8 protein-coding genes are annotated in these 5,951 nt (G+C 63.2%); 4 read left to right on the forward strand and 4 right to left on the reverse strand.

Annotated features, from left to right (window positions below; translation table 11 throughout):
- Nucleotides 1–417, reverse strand: a 417-nt coding sequence (locus tag PHW99_RS17685) for a molybdopterin-dependent oxidoreductase (RefSeq protein WP_300180770.1), incomplete at its 3' end; no start/stop codon positions are given.
- A gap of 201 nt (nt 418–618) precedes the next feature.
- Here PHW99_RS17685 and PHW99_RS17690 point away from each other — a divergent pair.
- The 3 genes from PHW99_RS17690 to PHW99_RS17700 are packed head-to-tail and all read left to right on the forward strand — an operon-like array spanning nt 619 to nt 2,782.
- Nucleotides 619–1,182 (forward strand): isochorismatase family protein, encoded by a 564-nt coding sequence (locus tag PHW99_RS17690; protein WP_300180772.1) that lies wholly within the window; start codon nt 619–621, stop codon nt 1,180–1,182.
- Nucleotides 1,179–1,802 (forward strand): DJ-1/PfpI family protein, encoded by a 624-nt coding sequence (locus tag PHW99_RS17695; RefSeq protein WP_300180775.1) that lies wholly within the window; start codon nt 1,179–1,181, stop codon nt 1,800–1,802. The genes PHW99_RS17690 and PHW99_RS17695 overlap by 4 nt, the downstream gene beginning before the upstream one ends.
- Entirely contained in the window at nt 1,784–2,782 is a 999-nt protein-coding gene (locus PHW99_RS17700; protein WP_300180778.1) for a helix-turn-helix domain-containing protein, read from the forward strand. Before PHW99_RS17695 ends, PHW99_RS17700 begins: the two co-directional genes overlap by 19 nt.
- Before the next feature lie 66 nt (nt 2,783–2,848).
- On the opposite strand, the gene PHW99_RS17705 is transcribed toward PHW99_RS17700, so the two are convergent.
- Together PHW99_RS17705 and murJ are read right to left on the reverse strand one after the other, a co-directional pair.
- Nucleotides 2,849–3,700: a tetratricopeptide repeat protein gene (locus PHW99_RS17705; protein ID WP_300180781.1), complete on the reverse strand. Its 852-nt coding sequence runs from the start codon at nt 3,698–3,700 to the stop codon at nt 2,849–2,851.
- 12 nt (nt 3,701–3,712) lie between these two features.
- A complete protein-coding gene (gene murJ, locus PHW99_RS17710) occupies nt 3,713–5,278 on the reverse strand; it encodes a murein biosynthesis integral membrane protein MurJ (RefSeq protein ID WP_300180784.1) in 1,566 nt (521 codons plus the stop codon).
- 105 nt (nt 5,279–5,383) lie between these two features.
- Here murJ and rpsT point away from each other — a divergent pair, with 105 nt between their 5' ends.
- Complete coding sequence (rpsT, locus tag PHW99_RS17715; RefSeq protein WP_300180787.1) at nt 5,384–5,683, forward strand: 30S ribosomal protein S20; 300 nt, start codon at nt 5,384–5,386, stop codon at nt 5,681–5,683.
- A gap of 64 nt (nt 5,684–5,747) precedes the next feature.
- Here rpsT and PHW99_RS17720 read toward each other — a convergent pair.
- Nucleotides 5,748–5,951, reverse strand: a 204-nt coding sequence (locus tag PHW99_RS17720) for a hypothetical protein (protein WP_300180790.1), incomplete at its 5' end; no start/stop codon positions are given.

Genomic DNA, 5,951 nt, shown 5'->3' on the forward strand with positions numbered 1-5,951 from the left:
GCGGTATTTTTTGGCGTCCGCCATGCTCAGCATCACGTTGTAGCCGTCCACCGCACGCATCAACAAACGGGTGCCCTCTGTCGCGGCCCCGGCGGCACGCACCACATCCATCAGCAAGGGGCCAGTGAGGGTGTGAGGTTTGTTGTCGTACTCGACCGTCGGTTTGAGGTCGACTCTGGGCAGCGCGACCAGCGCGGCAAAGTCAAAAACAAACGCCTTGGTGAACGCAAATTTCTGTTTGGCCATCATCTGGTCAAGCCCGGGGTCCAGCGCACCACGGTTACCCTTGCCAATCACGCCAGACACGGTCAGCAGCGCCGGTGATTTCAGGCTTTTGGGGGTCTGCTGCGCCAGCAGCTGACCGGGCAACCAGGCGCTCCCCAGGGCGCCAGCGGCAAGAAAGTCGCGTTTTTTCATGGCCCACTCCTATGCTTTTGATGGTGGGGCATCTTAGCTGGCACCGGCGATTTTGGCTGGCCTGTTTTCGGTGGCACACCTGCCCTGGCCTGACAAAGCCGCCACAAAATGTCCTGATTCGATCGAAGATGGTCCAGATTCAATGTAGCCATGTCCTGATAAGTTAGGCATGATCAGGTTTTTGCCACCGGAGATTGATTGATGAATACATGTCTTGTTTTGATTGATGCGCAAGAGTCGTTCCGCCAGCGGCCATATTTCACCGCCACCGACCTGCCCGCCTATGTGGCGGCACAAAACGCACTGATTGACGGTTGCCTGACGCAAGGCATTCCGATCGTGCGTGTTTTCCACGTCGATGGCCCTGCAACCGTCGACAACCCGTTTTCACGGGAATCCGGTTGGGTACGGCCGTTGGCCGAACTGCGCGACTTTGAACCCACCGCCACGTTTTACAAGAGCCGCCACAGCGCGCTGGTGGGCACCGGGCTGGACGTGTGGCTGACCCAGCATGGCATCCAGAAATTGATCATCAGCGGCATCCGCACCGAACAATGTTGCGAAACCACCACCCGCCACGCCTCCGATCTGGGCTGGCAGGTGGACTACTGCCTGGACGCCACCCTGACCTGGGACATGCAGCAGCTCGATGGCAGCACCCTGAGCGCCGCGGACATCAAGGCCCGCACCGCCACCGTTCTGCAGGGCCGTTTTGCTGCGCTTTGCAGCGTGCAGCAGGCCTTGGAGCGGGCGGCGGCGGCATGAGCACTACCTCATCCCCCTTCCAGGTGGCCATCCTGGTGTTCAACGACGTGGAGGCACTCGACTTGGCCGGCCCCTACGAGGTCTTCACCACTGCCAGCCGCATGCACCGGCGGCGGCAGCCCGCGCCGGCGCAGGACCTGTTCACTGTGCAGTGCGTGGCCCGCGAGATGACGCCGGTGCGCGCCCGCGCTGGCCTGCGTGTGCTGCCCGAGGCCGACTTTGCAAGCGCCATCGCGCCCAATGTGCTCATCGTGCCGGGCGGTGTGGTTGACGCCGCCATGGCCTGCCCCCACACCCTGGCCTGGATCGCCCGGGCTGCGGCGGGCGCCCAGATCACCGCATCGGTCTGCACTGGCGCCTTCCTGCTGGCGGCAGCGGGTGTAGTGACCACCGGCCCCGTGACCACGCACTGGGAGGATGTGGCCGACCTGCGGGCGCAGTTTCCCGCGCTCAGCGTGCAGGAGCATGTGCGCTGGGTGGATCAGGGGGCGCTGGTCACATCTGCGGGCATCAGCGCAGGCATCGACATGAGCCTGCACTTGGTCGCGCGGCTGGCTGGCACCGAACTGGCCGCGCGCACGGCCCGCCAAATGGACTTTGCATGGACCACCAAGCCTTGATCCGGGTCGCCTTTGTGCTGCTGCCCCACAGTTTGGCGCTGGACTGGGCGGGGCCAGCCGAAGCGCTGCGCATCGCCAACCAGGTCCTGCGCGGCAAGAGCCAGCCGGAGCGCTTTGCTCTCGAATTTGTCGGGCCAGATCCACAAACCATGAGTTCGATTGGTCTGCAACTCACCGGCCTGTCCCCACTGCCCACGCCGCCCAACCAACGCGGCGCCACCGACCCACGCCCGCTGTGGGTGGTGCTGGTCGGCCAGCCCGGCCAGACCATGCCGACGGACACCGACGCGGCTCGCGCCTTGCTGCACTGGCTGCGTGGCTTGCGGCTGGTGCCACAGCAACTGGAGCTGGTGACGGTGTGCGCGGGTTCGGTGCTGGCCGCCCACGCCGGGCTGCTGGCACGCCGCCATGTCACCACCCACCACCAGCATCTGGCCGAGCTGCAAGCGGCCGAGCCGCACTGTCAGGTGGTGGCGAACCGGGTGTTTGTGGAAGATGCGCCGGTGTACAGCAGTGCCGGCGTAACCACCGGCATCGACCTGATGTTGCACCGCATTGCCAGCACCTGTGGCGAAGCCATCGCGGCCCAGGTGGCGCAGACCATGGTGGTGGCCATGCGCCGGGGTCCGCAGGACCCGGAACTGTCACCGTTCCTGAGTTACCGCAACCACCTGCATCCCGCCCTGCACCGGGTGCAGGATGCCATTGCCAGCCAGCCCGCCGCGCCGTGGAATCTGGCGCGCATGGCCGAACTGGCCTGCACCTCGCCACGCCATCTGACCCGGATCTTCATGGAACATGCCGGCATTGCGCCGCTGGCCTATCTGCGCCGCATCCGGCTGGCGCTGGCACAAACCGCGCTGCAATCAGGCAGCAAGGTGAACCAGGCAGCCGCGCTGGCCGGTTTCAGCTCCGACACCCAATTGCGCCGGGCCTGGCATCAGTTTGCCTCCGGTGGCTTGCCGTCCAAACCTCAATAGCTATTGTATTGATAGCTGATCAGGCTTATTCCACCCGGGCTGGAGCCTGATTTTTCATATAAAACCTCAGTGCATGGCCTGGCGCAATTCAGCGGCGCGGGCAGCGATGGCCGGGCGGTCGCTGGCGGCCCCCACATTGGCCAGATAGGTTTCCAGGTCTTCCAGCGCGTGGCCGGGCCGGCCGGCCTCGGCATGGGCCAGACCCCGGTCACGGTACTCAGCCCAAGCCTGCGGCAGCAGCACGATCAACCGGTCCTGCACCGCAATCAGGCGCTGCCAGTCTTCCTGGGCACTGTGGATTTCCTTGAGGTTGTGCAGCATGCGGGCAATGATGTCGCGCGGCAGCGCCGCCTGCAGGTACAGGCCCAGCGGCAGTTCCTGCTCGTCAACCAGTCCGGCCAGACCACGGTAGGGCTCCAGCCGTTCGGCCAGTTCCTCGCGGCTGAGGGATTGGCCGGTCAGCGGGTCGATCACCACCTGGCCTTCACTGAGGTTGACCTTGACCAGGAAATGCCCCGGGAACGACACCCCGCGGGCCTTCAGGCCAATGCCCTGGGCCAGCTCCAGCCAGATCACCGCCAGCGAGATCGGAATCGCCAGCCGGGTGCGCAACACCACATGCACATAACTGTTGTCGGGGTCGGAATAGTTGTTGAAGTTACCGGCGAAGTTGAGGTCACGGTAAACAAACTGGTTGAGTGTGCGCAGTTTTTGCAGCGGCCCGGCATCTTCAGGCAAACGCCGCAACAGTCGCGCCAACAGCTGGTCCACCTCACTGAGCACCTGCTGGACACTGAGTTCCGGGTACTCGTCCTGCGCCAGACTCACCGCCGCTTCCAGCAAGGCGAAGTCGGCGTCGCTGTGCACCAGCGAGGCAAAGTACTCCAGCGGCGTCGGGACGTTGAGTGACAGGTTCATGGCCGCCATTGTCTACCGCCGCACGAGTTGACGCAATTTCAGACCAGCCAACGAAATGGCAGCAAAATAAATAGCAGCCGAGGCCATCAACACCAGGGCCAGCAGCCCTATTCTCTTGAAACTCTCGGCGCGCAAGGCGGTCCAGCCAAAGTGGCCGTTGGCCCACATCAGGAAAACCGCCAGCAAAGCGCAACCAGCCAGCACCTGCGCCAGAAAGCGGCCCCAGCCCGGTTCCGGCCGGTAGCTGCCGCGCCGAATCAGCCCGACCAGCAGCCACAGGGCGTTGACCATGGCACCGATACCGATGGACAGGGTCAGCGCGGCATGGGCCAACACCGGCACCAGCGCCAGATTGAGCAGCTGGGTCAAGACCAGCACGCCAATGGCCACCCGCACCGGCGTTTTGGTGTCCTGGCTGGCGTAATAACCCGGCGCCAGCACCTTGATCGCCACAATCCCGATCAGGCCCACGCCCCAGCCCATCAGGGCATAGGTGACCTGTTGCACGTCAAAGGCGGTCATGGCGCCATAGTGGTACAGCACCGCCACCAGCGGTGTCGGAAACACCAGCAAAGCCACCGCACACGGCATGGCCAACACCGCCACCAGCCGCAGCCCCCAGTCAAGCATGGCGGAGTATTTGGCGGCATCACCGCTGGCACGCGCGCTGGCCAGTTGCGGCATCAGCACCACCCCCATCGCGACGCCCAGCAGCGCGGTGGGGAATTCCATCAGCCGGTCGGCATAGGTGATCCAGCTGACGCTGCCAGGGCGCAAATGTGAGGCAATCTGGGTGTTGATCAGCATCGAGATATGCGCCACGCTCACCCCCAGCAGGGCCGGGCCCATCAGGCGCAGGATGTTTTGGGTGCCGGCATCACGCCAGGCCGTGCGCAAGGCCGACCAGCGCCAGCTCACACGCGGCTGCAAATTCAGGCGTTTAAGTGCCAGCCACTGCACCCCCAGTTGCATGACACCGCCCAGCAGCACCCCCCCAGCCAGGGCATAAATCGGCTCCAGCCCCAGGGTTTTGAACCATGGCGCCCCCAGCCAGGCGGCCACGATCATGCACAGATTCAACAGCACCGGGGTGGCAGCGGGCACGGCAAACCGTTTCCAGGTATTGAGCACACCCGCGCCCAGCGCCACCAGGGACATGAAGGCAATGTAGGGAAACATCCAGCGCGTCATCACCACCGCCACCTCAAAACCGCGCGGCTCCTGCTTCAGGCCACTGGCCATGACCCACACCAGGGCAGCCGCACCCAGCACCCCCATCACACTCAGCAACAGCAAGGCCCAGGCCAGCACCGTGGCCACCCGGTCAATCAGCACCCGGGTGGCCGCATCACCCTGCTGGGCCTTGCTGGCCGCCAGCACCGGCACAAAGGCCTGACTGAAGGCGCCTTCACCAAAAAACCGCCGAAACAGGTTGGGAATGCGGAACGCCACATTGAACGCGTCGGTCATGGCCGAAGCGCCAAACGTGGAGGCCACCAGCAGCTCACGCACCAGTCCGGTGATGCGCGACAGCAGGGTCAGCAGAGAAACGATCGAGGCAGATTTGAAGAGGCTCACGCGGCAAAGTGTAGCTGTGTGGCGCCAGCGGCTGCCAAAGCCACGCAGAGCTGATAGAATCGCGTGCTTTGCTGACAACATCCACAGACTCAAGGAACCTTCAAAATGGCATCTGGAAAACCCAAGAAAAAGAACCCGCGCCTGGCGTCGGGCCGTAAACGCGTCCGTCAGGACATCAAGATCAACGCAGCCAACACCTCGTTGCGCTCGCAATACCGCACTGCGGTGAAAAACGTGGAAAAAGCAGTTCTGGGCGGCGACAAAGCCAAGGCCACAGAATTGTTTGCCAAGATGCAAGCCGTGGTGGACACCGTGGCTGACAAGGGCATCTTCCACAAAAACAAGGCTGCTCGTGACAAGAGCCGCCTGTCTGCCAAGGTGAAAGCCCTGGCCCTCGCCGCCTGATTTTCAGGCAAACCGCACGAGTTTTTGAGGGATCAAAAACTCGCCGTTTGTAACGGGTGCGCTGTCAGCAAAAGCAAAAAGCCGTCTTAGGACGGCTTTTTTGCGTCTGGGGTTTTGCACTCGACGCGATAACGATCCGGAACTTGAGCAAAGCATTTGCTTGCCGTCGCACTTCCTCAGCAGGAATGCGTTTGGACAACGCTTCGCGGGTAATGGTTGCAGTATTCATGGGCAAATCCATGCACCAATCTGCAAAAGCTTTAGCGCC

Origin of the sequence: Rhodoferax sp., assembly GCF_028689305.1 — a bacterium.
Taxonomy (GTDB): Bacteria; Pseudomonadota; Gammaproteobacteria; order Burkholderiales; family Burkholderiaceae_C; genus Rhodoferax.

Bases quoted from the DNA above. Each gene is read 5' to 3' on its own strand.
- PHW99_RS17690 (WP_300180772.1), top strand. From the start codon at position 619: ATGAATACATGTCTTGTTTTGATTGATGCGCAAGAGTCGTTCCGCCAG.
- PHW99_RS17695 (WP_300180775.1), top strand. From the start codon at position 1,179: ATGAGCACTACCTCATCCCCCTTCCAGGTGGCCATCCTGGTGTTCAAC.
- PHW99_RS17700 (WP_300180778.1), top strand. From the start codon at position 1,784: ATGGACCACCAAGCCTTGATCCGGGTCGCCTTTGTGCTGCTGCCCCAC.
- PHW99_RS17705 (WP_300180781.1), bottom strand. From the start codon at position 3,700: ATGAACCTGTCACTCAACGTCCCGACGCCGCTGGAGTACTTTGCCTCG.
- rpsT (WP_300180787.1), top strand. From the start codon at position 5,384: ATGGCATCTGGAAAACCCAAGAAAAAGAACCCGCGCCTGGCGTCGGGC.